The organism is Nocardioides sp. NPDC006273, from assembly GCF_040613495.1.
GTDB lineage: Bacteria > Actinomycetota > Actinomycetes > Propionibacteriales > Nocardioidaceae > Nocardioides.
This window is the reverse complement of record NZ_JBEXSD010000002.1, coordinates 146614-160451: the sequence shown is the minus strand read 5'-3', so window position 1 is coordinate 160451 and position 13838 is coordinate 146614. Positions and strand designations below refer to the sequence as shown.

The window sequence follows — 13838 nt, the reverse complement described above, 5'->3', positions numbered from 1 at the left end:
CTCACACTCTAGAGCGCGCCGAGATCCACCCCACGCCAGCGGGCCCCGACCGGCACGATCTCCACCCGCCGCGGATCCGCCCCGTCGGGTGCCTCGACCAGATCGAGGGGAGCCTCGTCGGCCTCGGCGCGCACGATCCGGATCTCGAGCCGCGACTCGGAGAGCCCTTCGGCCAGCCCCTCGCCCCACTCCACGACCGTGACCGCATCGTCGAGATCCGTGTCCAGGTCGAGATCGTCGAGCTCTTCGATCCCACCGAGACGATAGGCGTCCACGTGGACGAGTTCCGGGCCGTCGACGGTCGAGGGATGCACGCGGGCGATCACGAAGGTCGGCGAGGTGACCTCCCCACGTACGCCGAGCCCGGCCCCGAGGCCCTTGGTGAAGGTGGTCTTCCCAGCACCGAGGCCGCCGGAGAGGACGAGCACGTCCCCCGCCGCGACCAGCGCGGCCACTCGCCGGCCCAGCTCGAACATGGCCTCGGCGTCGAGCGCCTCGACGACATGCTCGTTCAGCGGGCGACGGAGCCGCACCTCCGGCACTGCCCGGGACTCCTCACGGGGCTCATCACGACCTCGCTCGCGCCTGAAACCCTGCCGCTCCCAGAACCGCAGCGTCTCCGGAAGCTCCTCACGCGCAATCACCGCAAGGTCGTCGAAACCCTCCGCCCGCGCGAGACCGGCGGCGTACGTCACCATCTTGTGCGCCACTCCATGACCCTGCTGATCAGGCAGAACGGCAAAACGACGCAGCCACAGCGTCGAGTCCGCGGGATCCATGAGCACGGCCCCGACAGCGACGCCGTCCCACCGCGCCAGCACGCCGCCGAACCCGGCGAGGCGCTCCTTCATCGTCCTCTCGGTCTCGCCGAGCGCTTCAGCGGGCGGGTCCAGCGGCGGACGGGCGGAGAAGGCCACCCGGACGATATCGAGCACCTCCGCCGCGGCCTCAGACCCGACCCGCTCGAAGACGAGCGTCATGCCGAAGCCGCATCCCGGGTCGCCGAGGCGAGCAGCTGGTCGAGCTCGGCGTTGACCTGGCCGTGCCGCTCGAGGATGACCATGTGTCCGGCCTTCTCGCACTCGACCAGTCGCGATCCTGGGATGTAGGAGTGCAGCTTGCGGCTGTGACCGATCCCGGTGAGCCGGTCCGCGGTGCCACAGATGATCGTGGTCGGCACCCGCCCCATCGCGGCAACGCTCGAGAACTTGTCCAGCGCTCGGAAGCTCGGGAAGAACTCCGCGACGACCTCGAAGGGCGTCTGCGAGAGCAGCCCGTCGACGAACTGGACGTACGCCTCGGGCACCTCGTCCCCGAAGGCGAACACGTCGGTGAACACCGTCGCCACCGAAGCCCCCATCGCACGGAACCGGTCGACGACCCCGTGGCCCTTCGCGAGCGTCCTGATGGTGCGGTTGGCGATCCCGCCGGACAGCTTGGCCGGGAGCACCGGGATCAGCAGTCGGCTCGGGTCGAGACCACCCGCGGTCGTCGAGATCAGGGCGGCGCCGATGATCCGGCCACCCTCGTCATAGGGCGCGAACAGCTCGGGATGGTCCTCGGCGAGCGCGGCGATGGTCATCCCACCCATCGAGTGGCCGACCAGGATCACCGGACCCTCCGGCACCACCGCGTCCAAGACCCGGAGCAGATCGTCGCCGAGCTGGTCGATGGTGGCGTTGCCGAGCGAGGACCGGCCGCTGCGGCCGTGGCTGCGCTGGTCGTAGAAGATCGAGCGCACCAGACCTCGGTAGGCGGCCCGCTGGAAGTGCCAGCAGTCGAGGTTGAGGCAGTAGCCGTGCACGAAGACGAGCGTCACCTCGCTCGATCCGCCGTTGTGAGCTGGGTCGACCTCGTCGATCTCGACATGAAGGGGTACGCCGTCCTCGGTCACCACGGTGACGGGACACGACCGCAGCGTGCCGAGCGGAGTCCGATCAATGGGGCGATCCTCGATCGCGCGACGGCGCTTCTTGACCACCACCGCGCCGCGAGCGGCAGCAGCGACCGCCGCCGCTCCCAACGTCCCTGCCGCGATCTGGCCGACTCGTGTTGCGATGCTCATCGGGCAACTCCCTGCTCGCTGGGGCTGTCAGTGTCCTGGTCGCTGTCGACATAACGCCGTTTCATCCGACCTCCGATCCTGGTGACGACCTCGTAGGCGATGGTCTCGCTCGCCTCGGCCCAGTCCTGGGCGGTCGGCTCGCCGTCTGCACCGGTCCCCCACAGGACCACCTCGTCACCCGGTTCGACCGAGGTGTCGCCGAGGTCGACCACGATCTGGTCCATGCACACGGTGCCGCGTACCGGCCGCCGCTCCCCGCCGACCCACACTGACGCGCGGTTTCCGGCCCGGCGCTGGATGCCTTCGGCGTAGCCGACCGGGATCAGCCCCACCGTCGTCGGCCGCTCGGCCACCCAGGTGTGGTTGTAGGAGACGCCCGCACCGGCTTCGATCTGCTTGACCAGCGCGAGCTCGGCCCGCACGGTCATCGCGGGGATCAGCCCCAGCTCCGACCAGGGCGATCCGTCGACTCCGGGCGCAGGATCGATGCCGTACGTCGCGACCCCGACCCGGACCAGGTCGAGCCGCGCGCTGGGACGCAGCAGCGCTCCCGCGGAGTTGGCGAGGTGGCGTACCTCAGGCCGCAGGCCCGCCTGCTCCGCGATCGCGACCGCCTCACCGAAGACCTTCTCCTGGAGCGCGCTGGCCGGGTCCGCGGGACTCTCTCCTGCGCTGAAGTGCGACCAGATCCCGGTGACGCGGATCGCTCCCTCGGCCTCGAGGATGCGCGCCAGCGCAACCAGGTTCGACCAGTCGGCGAACGCCGCGCCGCCCCGGGCGAGCCCGGTGTCGACCTTGAGCTGCACCCGCGGCGTACGTCCCAGGGCGTCGCCGGCCGCGGCGAACTTCTCCAGGTCGGCGACGGTGTAGGCGGTGACGTCGACGTCCGCCGCCAACAGGTCCTCGGCGGGCTCGCTCGGCATGATCAGCCACGCCAGCAGCCGGCCCTGGTCGCCGGCCGCGCGCAGCGCGAGCGCCTCGTCGACAGAGGCCACGCCGAGCCAGTCCGCGCCGCCCTCACGCGCGGCCCGCCCGACCTCGACCAGGCCATGCCCGTAGCCGTCAGCCTTGACCACCGTCATGATCGGCGTACGCAGATAATCCCTCAGCCGCGAGACGTTGTGTCGGATCGCAGCGAGGTCGATGACGATCTCGGCTCGCCGAAGCGGAGCCCGAGTCGCTGGGCTCGGTGACATGGTGTCAAGGGTAGTTCCTGTGCAGTGCTCTACAGGGAAGGGGGCGAGACAGCGGGGAGGGACCGGATGACGGCGGGTATCGCCGCAGCGACCCCGCTCGCCGTGACCGGTCCGCCGTCGCTCGCAAGGGTCGCTGCCGCGCCGTGCAGCCAGGCACCCGCCGACGCGGCGTCGATGGGGGCGAGACCGGCGGCGAGCAGCGAGCCGATCAGCCCGCCGAGCACGTCCCCGGAGCCGGCGGTCGCCAGCCAGGAGGTCCCGGTCGTGTTGACCCGCACCGGCGCGTCGGGGTCCGGCGAGGCGATCGTGGTCCGGCGGCCCTTGAGCAGCACCACGGCGTCGAACCGCTGGGCCGCGAGCCGCGCATAGTGCAGCGGACGAGCCTCGATGTCACCGCGGTCCTCGCGGATCAGCGTCGCCAGCTCACCCGCGTGCGGCGTCAGGATCGCGGGCACCCCGAGGGGCCCGTTCAACGGACGCAGGCTGTCGGCGTCAATGACCAGAGGTACGCCGCTGGCCCGTGCGAACGCGAGCGCGCTGTTGGCGCCGTCGGCGCTGCCCGAGCCGACCACCCAGGCCTGCGCCTGGCCGTCGCCGACGACCTCCGGGTGGCGGCGCTTGACCCACTCCGAGGCGGTGCCGACGTAGCGCACCATCCCGGCGAGCCCGGTGTTGGCGCCGGCGACGGCCAGCAGCGCGGCGCCAGGATAGGTGGCGCTGCCGACCCGCAGCCCGACGACCCCGCGGGAGTACTTGTGTCCGTCCGGCGCCGGTCGCGGCACCAGCGCGGCCACGTCGGCCGCCTCGAGGCTCTCGATCATCGGTGTCGGCAGGTCGAGTCCGATGTCGACCAGCTGCACCGTCCCGCACGCGGAGGCCGTCGGGTCGAGCAGATGACACGGCTTGTACGTGCCGAAGGTGACCGTCAGGTCCGCGCTCACGTGGGCCCCGTCGATCTCGCCGGTGTCGACGCAGACCCCGCTCGGCGTGTCGACGGCGACCACCGGAACCCCGGCAAGCGCCTCCAGCGCCTCCTCGGCTTCCGGTCGGAGCCCGGGCTTCCCTCCGATCCCGACGATCCCGTCGACGACCACGTCAGCCCCGGTGGTCGAGCCTGTCGAGACCACCCGCGAGGACACGGTTCCTCCCGCCGCCTTCAGCGCCGCCAACCCGCGCGCGTGCGCCCGGTCCGACAACAACCACGCCTCGACCCGCGCCCCGCGACGCGCGAGCAGCGCCCCCGCGTACAACGCGTCGCCGCCGTTGTCGCCGCTCCCGACGAGCAGGACGACGCGTTTCCCGTAGGCGCCGCCGAGGCCTCGCCCGCGTAGGTGGCCGATGACCGCGTAGGCAAGTCCGGCAGCCGCCCGCTGCATCAGGGCGCCTTCCGGCAGGCTCGCCATCAAGGCGTTCTCTGCTGCTCTGACCTGCTCAACCGAGTGCGCACGCCGCATGGGTCCAACCCTACGCGCCCTGTCAGTCCTCCAGGACGACCATGGCCGAGGCGATCCCGGCGTCGTGGGAGAGCGAGAGGTGGACGGTGGCGACGCCGAGCTTCGTGGCCTGCGCCAGCACGGTGCCGCGGAGCTCGAACCGCGGCTGACCCGACGACTCCGAGATCACCTCGGCGTCGTGCCACTCCATCCCCTGCGGCGCGCCGAGCGCCTTGGCCAGCGCCTCCTTCGCGGCGAACCTGGCGGCCAGCGAGGCCATCGGCTTCGTCGCCTCAGCCGGGGTGAACAGGCGCTCACGCAGCCGCGGCGTACGCGCCAACGACTCCTCGAAGCGCCCGAGGTCGCAGACGTCGATCCCGACTCCGAGGACAGCCATCAGCGCGCCACCGTCACTCGACCGTTACGGACTTGGCGAGGTTACGGGGCTGGTCGACGTCGTAGCCGAGCTCGGTGGCGAGCTGGCAGGCGAAGAGCTGCAACGGCACGACCGCGACGAGAGGCTGCAGGAGCACCGGCACCTTGGGCAGCCGGATGATCGTGTCGGAGACCGCGTCGACCGAGTCGTCGCCCTCCTCGACCAGCGCGATGGTCCGCGCCCCGCGAGCGCGCACCTCCATGATCCCCGAGCGCATCTTGTCGTGCAGGAAGTCGCGGCCGCGCGGGGGCACGATGCACCAGATCGGCAGGCCCTCCTCCACCAGCGCGATCGGGCCGTGCTTGAGCTCGCCGGCGGCGAAGCCCTCGGCGTGCAGGTAGGCGAGCTCCTTGAGCTTGAGCGCACCCTCCAGGGCGACCGGGTAGCCGGCGTGGCGGCCCAGGAACAGGAACGCCCGACGGTCGGCGTACTCACGCGCCAGGTCATAGACCTGCGGAGCGGTCTCGAGCACCTTCTCGACCGCTGCGGGCATGGCCTCGAGCTGGGTCATCACCCCGTCGATCTCGTCGCCGTACATCGTGCCCTTGGCCTGCGCCAGGTAGAGCGCGAGCAGGTAGCAGGCGACCAGCTGGGTGACGTACCCCTTGGTCGAGGCGACCCCGATCTCCGGGCCGGCGTGGGTGTAGATGACCGCGTCGGACTCGCGCGGGATGGTGGAGCCGTTGGTGTTGCAGATCGCCAGCACCTTGGAGCGCTGCGAGCGCGCGTGCCGGATCGCCTGCAGGGTGTCGGCGGTCTCGCCGGACTGCGAGATCGCGACCACCAGCGTCGAGTTGTCGAGGATCGGGTCGCGGTAGCGGAACTCGGAGGCCAGCTCGACCTCGACGGAGATCCGGCACCAGTGCTCGATGGCGTACTTCGCCACCATCCCCGCGTAGAACGACGTCCCCGCGGCGATGATGATGATCTTGGTGACCTCGCGCAGCTCGTCGTCGTCGAGCCGCATCTCGTCGAGGTGGAGAGCACCCGAAGACGTACGCCGCCCCAGCAGCGAGTCGGCGACGGCACGAGGCTGCTCGAGGATCTCCTTGCGCATGAACCAGTCGTGGCCGTCCTTCTCGGCGGCGGCCAGGTCCCAGTCGACGTGGAAGTGGCGGCCCTCGGCGGCGGTGCCGTCGAAGTTGGTGACCGTCGCCCCCTCGCGGGTGATGGTGACGACCTGGTCCTGGTCGAGCTCCAGCGCCTCGCGGGTGTGCTCGATGAAGGCGGCGACGTCGGAACCGAGGAATGACTCCCCCTCGCCCAGACCGACCACGAGCGGGCTGTTGCGCCGCGCGGCGACGACCCGGGACGGGTCCTCGGCGTCGATGGCGACGAAGGTGAACGCACCTTCGAGGATCGAGCAGACCTTCTGCATCGCGACGGTCAGGTCGGCTCCGACGACTTCGCGCTCGAGCAGGTGGGCGGCGACCTCGGTGTCGGTCTGCGAGCTGAAGTCGTGACCGTCGCCCTCCAGCGAGGCACGCAGCTCGGCGAAGTTCTCGATGATCCCGTTGTGCACGACGGCGACACGTCCGGTGCGGCCGACGTGCGGGTGCGCATTGTCGTCGGTCGGGCCGCCGTGGGTCGCCCAGCGGGTGTGGCCGATCCCGGTCGTCGACGCCGGCAGCGGCGTGTCCGCGATCGCCTTCTCCAGGTTGGCGAGCTTGCCGGCCTTCTTGTTCGTGGCCAGCTTCCCGTCGGCGATCAGCGCGATCCCCGCCGAGTCATAGCCGCGGTACTCCAACCGCCGCAAGCCATCGATCACGACGTCCTGCGCCGACCGGTCTCCGACGTACCCAACGATGCCGCACATGGCCGATGATCCTACGGCTCTCGTGGACCCCAGCAGGAAGCGGCGGCGCATGTGCGTAACAATCGTTGCCATGTCACACCCCGGGCCACACGGCGATGACCGCGGCTCCTCGCCCTACGTCGAGCTCGACCGTAGCGCGTGGGCCGAGCTCGCGACCGAGACCGAGAGTCCGTTGACCGAGGCAGAGATCGAGTCGCTGCGGGGCCTGGGCGACCAGATCGACCTCAAGGAGGTCGAGGAGGTCTATCTGCCGCTGAGCCGGCTGCTGAGCCTCTACGTGAGCGCCTCTGACAAGCTCCACGACCAGCAGGAGCTGTTCCTCGGCAAGACGATGCCGGAACGTACGCCGTTCGTCATCGGCGTCGCCGGCTCCGTCGCGGTCGGCAAGTCGACCACGGCTCGTGTGCTCCAGCAGATGCTCGCCCACTGGCCCGAGCACCCCAACGTCGCCCTGGTCACCACCGACGGGTTCCTCTACCCCAACGCCGAGCTCGAGCGTCGCGGTCTGATGGAGCGCAAGGGTTTCCCGGAGTCCTACGACCGCAAGGCCCTGCTCCGTTTCCTCGTCGACCTCAAGTCCGGCGAGGACGAGGTGCGCGCGCCGATCTACTCACACCTGACCTACGACGTCACCGACCGGACGGTGACCGTCAAGAAGCCCGACATCGTCATCCTCGAGGGGCTCAACGTCCTGCAGCCCTCTCGGGTGCGCGCCGACGGCACCATCTCGCTGGCCCTCTCCGACTTCTTCGACTTCTCCGTCTTCGTCGACGCCGACTCGCGCGACATCAAGCAGTGGTACGTCGATCGCTTCCTGCGCCTGCGCGAGACGGCCTTCCGTGACCCGTCGTCGTACTTCACCAAGTACGCTGCTCTCTCGCACGACGAGGCCGTCACCCGCGCCACCGAGATCTGGAACGAGATCAATGGCCCCAACCTCCGCCAGAACGTCCTCCCCACCCGCTCCCGCGCCACCCTCGTCCTCCGCAAGGACCGCGACCACTCGGTGCGGTATGTGAGGTTGCGGAAGATCTAGCCACGTCGCTGGTCGAGCCGTTCCCATCAGCGCTCGTCCGAGACCGTGTTGGTCTCGACACGCCTCCGCCTAGCGGCTCCGGCGGCTCGACCAGCGAGGGAAGCTACAGGGCGAGCCGCGCGCGTACGACGCCGGCGAGCCGCTCAGCACACGCCTCGGCCTCGTGGTGCGTAGGAGCCTCGACCATGACGCGGACGAGGTTCTCGGTGCCCGACGGGCGCAGCAGGATGCGGCCGGTGCCGGCGAGGGCCTTCTCCTCGGCGGCGATGGCCTCGAGGAGCCCGTCGTCGGTCTTGCAGCGGGTCTTGTCGACGCCCTTGACGTTGAGCAGGACCTGCGGAAGGCGGGTGACTGCGGAGGCGAGGTCGGCCAGGGTGCGGCCGGTGCGGCTCATCCGCTGCAGGACGTGCAGCGCGGTGAGGATGCCGTCGCCGGTGGTGGCGTGCTCGCTCATGATGATGTGGCCGGACTGCTCGCCGCCGATGGTGTAGCCGCCGCGGCGCATCTCCTCGAGCACGTAGCGGTCGCCCACCGCGGTCTGCTTCACCTGGACGCCCGCGGCGTCCATCGCCTTGACGAAGCCGAGGTTGCTCATCACGGTGACGACCACGGTGTCGCCCGGCAGCCGGCCGGTGTCGTGTAGGCCGAGAGCGAGGATCGCGATGAGCTGGTCGCCGTCGACCAGGTTGCCGTCGCCGTCGACGGCCAGGCAGCGGTCGGCGTCGCCGTCCCAGGCGAAGCCGACGTCGGCGCCGTGCTCGACGACCGCCTTCTGCAGCATCTCCGGGTGGGTCGAGCCGACACCGTCGTTGATCGAGAGGCCGTCGTTGATGTCGTTGATCGCGATCACCTTCGCACCGGCCTGGCGCAGGGTCAGCGGGCCCGCGGCGGCCGCGGCGCCGTTGGCGCAGTCGACGACGACGGTCAGCCCGTCGAGACGTCGCTCGAGCGTGGAGACCAGGTGGGCTGCGTACGCCTCCACCGGGTCCTCGTGGAAGGAGATCCGGCCCACCGATGCGCCGGTCGGGCGGTCCCACGGCTCGTCGAGGTGTGCCTCGATCCGGTCCTCGAGCACGTCGTCGAGCTTGTGCCCGCCGCGCTGGAGGAACTTGATGCCGTTGTCGGGCATCGGATTGTGGGAGGCCGAGATGACCACGCCGAGGTCGGCCTGGAGAGCCGCCGTGAGGTACGCGACCCCCGGCGTCGGCAGCACGCCCACCTCGATCACGTCGCAGCCGGCCGAGGCCAGACCGCCGGCGACCGTCGCCTGCAGGAACTGCCCCGAGACGCGCGAGTCGTTGCCGATGACGGCCAGCGGCTTGCGCCCGCTGCCGGAGACCCGCAGCTCCTCGGTCAGGACCAGCGCTGCAGACGTCGCCAGGTTCTGGGCGAGCGAGGCGGTGAGGATCTCGCCGTTCGCGAGACCGCGAACTCCATCAGTGCCGAAAAGGCGTGCCACGTCCGTGTGACCTTCTTTCGTACGTCGGCCCCCGCCCGAAAAGACTTGGGGTGCCTCGGCAAGCCGAGGCACCCCAACAATCTAGGCGATCAGCGCTTGCTGAACTGCGAAGCCTTGCGGGCCTTCTTGAGACCGGCCTTCTTCCGCTCCACGACGCGAGCGTCGCGGGTCAGCAGACCGGCCTTCTTCAGGGTCGGGCGGTTGGCCTCTTCGTCAACGATGTTGAGCGAGCGGGCCACGCCGAGACGCAGCGCGCCGGCCTGGCCGGCGATGCCGCCGCCGTCGATACGGGCGATCACGTCGAAGCGACCCTCGAGCTGCAGCGCGGCGAACGGCTCGTTCGCGATCTGCTGGTGCAGCTTGTTGGGGAAGTAGTCCTCGATGGTGCGGCCGTTGATGGTCCACGAACCGGTGCCCGGGACGATCCGGACGCGGGCCACGGACTCCTTGCGGCGGCCGGTGGCGGCAGCCGGGGCGATGGTCGCCGGGCGCTCGGGGGCGTCGGCGGAGGGGGCGCTCTCGGAGGTGAAAGCAACGCCCTGCTCGTCGGTCTCGAAGGTCTCCTCGACCTCTGCGGTGTTCTCAGTCATGTCCTGGTCCTGGCTCACTGGGAGATCTGCTTGATCTCGAACGGAACGGCCTGCTGCGCGACGTGCGGGTGCGTCGGACCGGAGTAGACCTTGAGCTTCTTGAGCATCTGACGGCCGAGCTTGTTCTTCGGCAGCATGCCCCACACAGCGGTCTCGATCGCCTTGCGAGCGTCCTTCTCGAGGATCTCGCCGATCGGGGTCGCGGTCAGACCGCCCGGGTAGCCCGAGTGGCGGTAGGCCAGCTTGGTCTTGGCCTTGTTGCCGGAGAGGGAGACCTTCTCGGCGTTGATGATGATGACGAAGTCGCCGGTGTCCGCGTTGGGCGCGAAGATCGCCTTGTGCTTGCCGCGGAGGAGCTCAGCGGTCTGGACGGCGAGGCGGCCGAGACGGACATCGGCCGCGTCGATCACGAGCCAGGCGCGCTCGATGTCGCCCGGCTTGGGAGCGTAAGTACGCACGTGTGCCTTCTTAGTTCGTAGTGCCCGCTCAGCGGGTGCAGAGCGGGATGTTGCTGCGTGGCTTCTGACGAACACGGCCCGGCTTGCCCTGTCCTCGGGAGTTCCCAGCGACAGTCATCCGGATCTGCGCCCCTGACCGTGCGAATGATCAGGACGCGGCAGGAGTCACGACCGAACAAGGTTACGAGCCGCCGTACACCAGAGACAAATCAAGACGTACGCTGCCGGGCCGCCGCCGCCTTGCCCGAAGTCGGGCATCTGCCCCTGGGGATGCTGACCGCCTCCGGATCCAGGCACGGCGACAAGCACCACCGGCCAGCTGACGACATGGCGACAGCGATAGGACATCTGGCGTACCCTGATCGTAGGATTGTCTGACAATCAGATGATCTCGGCTCAGATCACCAGAACACCCCATGAGATGGAGGAGTGCGATGACCCTGCTCAACGAAGCTCAGGACACCGTTGCGACCAGCCTGACCCCCGCCGCCTTCGCCGCCGCCGAGGCGCACTCCGCACACAACTACCACCCTCTCGAGGTGGTGATCAGCCACGCCGAGGGCGCCTGGGTGACCGACGTCGACGGTCGCCGTTGCGTCGACATGCTGGCCGGCTACAGCGCGCTGAACTTCGGTCACGGCCACCCCGCTCTGCTGTCCGCGGCCCGTGAGCAGCTCGACAAGGTCACCTTGACCTCGCGCGCCTTCGTGCACGATCAGTTCGCCGAGTTCACCGAGCGCCTGGCCGCGATGTGCGGCAAGGACATGGTGCTGCCGATGAACACCGGTGCCGAGGCCGTCGAGACCGCCATCAAGGTCGCCCGCAAGTGGGGCTACGACGTCAAGGGTGTCCCCGCCGACCAGGCCGAGATCATCGTGATGGCCGGCAACTTCCACGGCCGCACCACCACCATCGTCGGCTTCTCCGACGACGCCGACGCGCGCGACGGCTTCGGCCCGTTCGCCCCCGGCTTCGTGATGGTTCCCTACGCCGACCTCGCCGCGATCGAGGCCGCCATCACCCCCAACACGGTGGCCGTCCTGGTCGAGCCGATCCAGGGCGAGTCCGGCGTGGTCATCCCCGGCGACGACTTCCTGATCGGCCTGCGCGAGCTCTGCACCCGTGAGAACGTGCTCTTCGCCGCCGACGAGATCCAGGCCGGCCTCGGCCGCACCGGCTACACCTTCGCCTGCGACCACGCCGGCGTGAAGCCGGACATGTACATCCTCGGCAAGGCGCTCGGCGGCGGCATCGTCCCCGTCTCGGCTGTCGTCGCGGACAAGGACGTCCTCGGCGTGATCGGCCCCGGCCAGCACGGCTCCACCTTCGGCGGCAACCCGCTCGCCTGCGCCGTCGGCACCGCCGTCGTCGAGCTGCTCGAGACCGGCGAGTTCCAGGCCCGCGCCGAGTCGCTGGGCAAGGTCCTGCACGACCGGCTGATGGCGATGGTCGGCAACGGCATCGTCGGCTTCCGCTCCCGCGGCCTGTGGGCCGGCGTCGACATCGACCCGGCCGTCGGCTCCGGTCGCGAGATCTGCGAGCGCCTCCTGGCCCGCGGCGTACTCGCCAAGGACACCCACGGCTCCACCATCCGCCTCGCGCCGCCCCTCGTGATCACCGAGGAGGACCTCCACTGGGCCCTCGACCAGCTCGAGGCGGCCGTCTCGGCCTGACTCCCTCCCGACAGATACGACGGGACGTTCTCGTCGGTTGCCACGCGGCAGACCGACGAGAACGTCCCGTCGTTTCTGCGGATCAGCGAACCAAGCTAACCGCGGGTCGGCGCCGGGTCGAACTGCTTGGTGACGTCCGGGATGACGTACACCTTGCCGATGAAGACGTCCTTGGCCGTGATCGGGACGAAGCGGATCCGCTCGTGCACCTCACGGCTCCCGGTGAGCGTGGTCCATCGGTTGCCGACCGCGCTGGCGTACGCGTTGATCGTGCCGAAGTAGGTGGACCCGACGTAGACCTTGGCTCGCCCCCGGGTAGGTCCGACGCGGTACTGGATCCGCAGCTTCTTGGCCGAGTAGCGCTCGGTGGTACGTGCCGGCTTGCCGTACTCGTCGAGCCCTCGCACGGAGGTCCAGATCTTGCCTCCCGCAGGAGACCCGGCGCCGATGGTCCAGTTCCCGTCCATCGGCGTGATCGGCGCATGGGAGCACTTCCAGCTCGTCCACGCCGAGTAGTTCCCGGCCGCGTCGTACGCCCGGATCCGGTGGCAGCTCGCTGAACCCGACCAGTCGACACCCACCGGCATCGAAGTGCTGGTCGTCGTGGACGTACCGCCCTGGACATAGGAGGTCTGGCCGCCCCACTTCGCGGCCACCTCATAGCCGGCGACCTTGACGTTGTCGCTGCCTCGCCACGACGCCTTGACGGTGTAGGTGCCGTAACGGTTCCGCGTCGCCGGGAAGACAGGCGACACCGAGAACGCGGTCATCCGCGGGGGCGTGGTGTCAGAGCTCGCGACCGGATTCGGGGCCAGCTCGGACCAGTTTCGCGGCTGCCAGGGAACCACCTTGCTCGAGCCCAGCGGCGTGGTCGAGCGCAGCGCCCACAACCCGACGAACCGGAACGGGCGGGTGCCAGCGGAGATAGCCCGGACCTTGATCCCGCCGGTCAGGTTGGCGGACTTCTGCAGCGTCACGGTCTTGTAGCCGTACTTGGTCGCGTAGCCGTTGACCGTGCCGAGCAACGTCGACCCGACGAGGATCCTCGCCTTGCCGTACTTGGGGCCGGTGCGCACCTTCACCCGGACACCCTTGGCGCGGTAGTTCGCCGACCGGAGGGGATTGTTCGAGGCCCCGTTGTTGTGCACGTAGTAGTGGAAGACACGATCGTCGAAGCCGCCCTGCACGAACTCCTCCGTGCCGAGCGGAGCATGGCTGCACTTCCACCCCGACCATCTGCCCGTCGTCCCGGCGCTGTTGACGGCGCGTACGCGGCGACAGATCTGGTCACCGGAGTAGATGTGCCCCGCGACCGAGGTGCGCGAGGCTGCGTAGTTGGCGATGGTCGACCGGTAACCAGAGCCCATGGAATCGGTGCCGACCATCGACCCAGTCCGCTTGCCGTGCCAGGTCTGCACCTGGTACTTCGCGACGCCTGCGGTGGTCGTCGGTTTCCACCGGAAGGGCGGGGTGGCACTCCAGTGCGTGCCGCGCCAGCGCATCGAGGCGGGCGCGACGAACTTCGGGTACGAGGTCGAGGCGATCGACGGAGGCACGGTCGCGGCCGACGCGCTCGGGGCGCCGCTCGCAGCCGGGGTGAGCACAGCCGCGACCAGTGCTGCAGCACCGACGAGGCGCGTCATACGCGCGCCTCGAGCGGCGGAAAACCATGACAT

Annotated in this window: 12 protein-coding genes; 2 read left to right on the top strand and 10 right to left on the bottom strand. The window is 69.6% G+C overall.

Annotation, left to right across the window (positions count from 1 at the left end; all coding sequences use genetic code 11):
* Nucleotides 1–8: 8 nt before the first annotated feature.
* From tsaE to glmS, 6 genes are read right to left on the bottom strand one after another with little or no spacing between them, the layout of a single operon-like run.
* Nucleotides 9–980, bottom strand: a complete 972-nt coding sequence (gene tsaE, locus ABZZ22_RS01800; RefSeq protein WP_354926211.1) for a tRNA (adenosine(37)-N6)-threonylcarbamoyltransferase complex ATPase subunit type 1 TsaE — start codon at nt 978–980, stop codon at nt 9–11.
* Entirely contained in the window at nt 977–2065 is a 1089-nt protein-coding gene (locus tag ABZZ22_RS01795; protein WP_354926209.1) for an alpha/beta hydrolase, read from the bottom strand. The genes tsaE and ABZZ22_RS01795 overlap by 4 nt, the downstream gene beginning before the upstream one ends.
* Nucleotides 2062–3261: an alanine racemase gene (alr, locus tag ABZZ22_RS01790; RefSeq protein WP_354926207.1), complete on the bottom strand. Its 1200-nt coding sequence runs from the start codon at nt 3259–3261 to the stop codon at nt 2062–2064. Before alr ends, ABZZ22_RS01795 begins: the two co-directional genes overlap by 4 nt.
* A gap of 29 nt (nt 3262–3290) precedes the next feature.
* Nucleotides 3291–4715, bottom strand: a complete 1425-nt coding sequence (locus tag ABZZ22_RS01785) for an NAD(P)H-hydrate epimerase (protein WP_354926205.1) — start codon at nt 4713–4715, stop codon at nt 3291–3293.
* A gap of 22 nt (nt 4716–4737) precedes the next feature.
* Nucleotides 4738–5091 (bottom strand): holo-ACP synthase, encoded by a 354-nt coding sequence (locus ABZZ22_RS01780; protein WP_354926203.1) that lies wholly within the window; start codon nt 5089–5091, stop codon nt 4738–4740.
* 13 nt (nt 5092–5104) lie between these two features.
* A complete protein-coding gene (gene glmS, locus ABZZ22_RS01775; protein WP_354926201.1) occupies nt 5105–6946 on the bottom strand; it encodes a glutamine--fructose-6-phosphate transaminase (isomerizing) in 1842 nt (613 codons plus the stop codon).
* 70 nt (nt 6947–7016) lie between these two features.
* Between glmS and coaA the strand changes: the two genes are divergently transcribed.
* On the top strand, nt 7017–7982 hold the full coding sequence (gene coaA, locus ABZZ22_RS01770; RefSeq protein ID WP_354926199.1) for a type I pantothenate kinase: 966 nt from the start codon (nt 7017–7019) through the stop codon (nt 7980–7982).
* A gap of 103 nt (nt 7983–8085) precedes the next feature.
* On the opposite strand, the gene glmM is transcribed toward coaA, so the two are convergent.
* The 3 genes from glmM to rplM all read right to left on the bottom strand — a co-directional run bounded on the left by glmM (nt 8086) and on the right by rplM (nt 10489).
* The gene (glmM, locus tag ABZZ22_RS01765) at nt 8086–9441 is read right to left on the bottom strand and encodes a phosphoglucosamine mutase (RefSeq protein ID WP_354926197.1); all 1356 of its coding nucleotides are present in this window, start codon (nt 9439–9441) and stop codon (nt 8086–8088) included.
* Between the two features lie 89 nt (nt 9442–9530).
* Nucleotides 9531–10031: a 30S ribosomal protein S9 gene (rpsI, locus tag ABZZ22_RS01760; RefSeq protein ID WP_292647216.1), complete on the bottom strand. Its 501-nt coding sequence runs from the start codon at nt 10029–10031 to the stop codon at nt 9531–9533.
* A 14-nt stretch (nt 10032–10045) separates the two neighbouring features.
* Nucleotides 10046–10489 carry a 50S ribosomal protein L13 gene (gene rplM, locus ABZZ22_RS01755; protein ID WP_354926195.1) on the bottom strand — a complete coding sequence of 148 codons (444 nt, stop codon included), beginning with the start codon at nt 10487–10489 and terminating at the stop codon, nt 10046–10048.
* A 434-nt stretch (nt 10490–10923) separates the two neighbouring features.
* On the opposite strand from rplM, the gene rocD reads away from it, so the two are divergent.
* Entirely contained in the window at nt 10924–12162 is a 1239-nt protein-coding gene (gene rocD, locus ABZZ22_RS01750; protein WP_354926193.1) for an ornithine--oxo-acid transaminase, read from the top strand.
* 95 nt (nt 12163–12257) lie between these two features.
* On the opposite strand, the gene ABZZ22_RS01745 is transcribed toward rocD, so the two are convergent.
* Nucleotides 12258–13805 (bottom strand): hypothetical protein, encoded by a 1548-nt coding sequence (locus tag ABZZ22_RS01745; RefSeq protein ID WP_354926191.1) that lies wholly within the window; start codon nt 13803–13805, stop codon nt 12258–12260.
* Nucleotides 13806–13838: the final 33 nt, after the last annotated feature.